Here is a 1,438-nt window from a genome sequence, read left to right as displayed (position 1 = left end):
GGCCTATCGTGTGGACACATTTCTATGGACTTGCCAGCCATCATAAGCGGCCTTAAAATATTTTAACCCTATCCAAAGTGTAGTTATGCCGGGATGACGTTTGCTTTCATAACCTTTCCAGCCACCAAGCCGTGCTATGACCCACACATACCTTTTAAGGTCTTGTGTTTTATATGGATTTTTTTGCTTTTCGGTTTTCCCTTCCATATCTACTATTTTATGTTCTAAAAATTCCTGTTCTTCGTGGGAAAAGCAACTGTCTGCACTTAATTCGACTTCAGGTTCTGCATAAGCCAACTGCATTAAAAATAGTTTGATGATTGTTTCCAGTATCATTAAGCACATTTTTCTTACTGATGAGGCATATTCTAATTCGGAGGCTTCTATGTTATAGCCTTCCTTTTTTAATATTTTGAACACTTCTTCTATTGTCCACCTCCAACTATACCATTCTATGCATATTTTAGCCATTTCAACACTGGTCGCTTGTAGCGTGGTAAGCAATCGCCAGCATATTTTATCCTCTCCGTGATAACTTGTCTCTTTTGCCTCCACAAAATACAATCGTACTGAGGAAGGCACATTTTTACTGCTTTTATTGGTTTTTGTAATTTCAACTTCTTTATACCTGATTTCAATGGTGGCGTTTCGCTGTTTACGTTTTTCTTTAGCCGGTATAACAACTTGGTAAGTGCCTTGCGCTGGCTGATCAGATAGGCAACTGAACAATTTTGTCCCATCAGACAAACGCCTGTCGGCTCTGGCTCGTATCAGCAAATCTGTCTTTTCATCAGGAACAGTAGCAAACTGCTCATAAATATCACCTTCCCGGTCTTGAACAATGACCATTCCTTTCACAATATCCGACAAGTTCGATTGGGTATTCCTGGACACTTCTATCCACTTATAGGATTCTTTTTCTTCAATGGGTAATTTACTGTATTCTCTTTCGTATTTTGATTGAAATTCCTGCGGCCTATTCCATATCTTAACATCAGAGTAACCATACGGAATACCACTTAGGGCATCCAATACCAAAGAAGGATGCAGAAAAAATCCCAAACCAATGTCTTTGTTTGCATTGGTCGTACCCAAGTAATTGTCCTTGTTAATTCTGCCCGAATGGCTGCTGAGGTTGATTTCTGAAGTATCCTGAATACATAGAACATATTTTTCAGCACATGCAGCACGACAGTTAACAACCAAGTTGCTCAAAATATCGTCTTCCTCAACCCGATCATTTTGAAGAAAACGATAAAATCCTTTGGCATCAGCATCGTTGTGGGTTAATTGACGAATAGAGTGGACGCCCTTTCGAAACAAATCATCGAAAATCTTGTTGCCCCGTTTTATTAACCGGTGATCTTTTAAGTCTGTAAATTCTCTTTTTTTCATACAGGCTTAAAAATAGAAAAAAAATGTGTCCACACGATAGGCC

General features: G+C 39.0%; 1 protein-coding gene. It reads right to left on the bottom strand.

Features of this window, described 5'->3' with window-relative positions; all coding sequences use genetic code 11:
• Nucleotides 1-3: 3 nt before the first annotated feature.
• Complete coding sequence (locus EKD03_RS18195; RefSeq protein ID WP_129633866.1) at nt 4-1,395, bottom strand: IS4 family transposase; 1,392 nt, start codon at nt 1,393-1,395, stop codon at nt 4-6.
• Nucleotides 1,396-1,438: the final 43 nt, after the last annotated feature.

The organism is Candidatus Oscillochloris fontis (assembly GCF_004138135.1).
Taxonomy (GTDB): Bacteria; Chloroflexota; Chloroflexia; order Chloroflexales; family Chloroflexaceae; genus Oscillochloris; species Oscillochloris fontis.
Note: the sequence above shows the minus strand (reverse complement) of the source record. Positions and strands in the feature narration are given on the sequence as shown.

What these genes read in the sequence shown, in the direction of transcription:
- EKD03_RS18195 (WP_129633866.1), bottom strand. Translation starts at nt 1,395, where the DNA reads ATGAAAAAAAGAGAATTTACAGACTTAAAAGATCACCGGTTAATAAAA.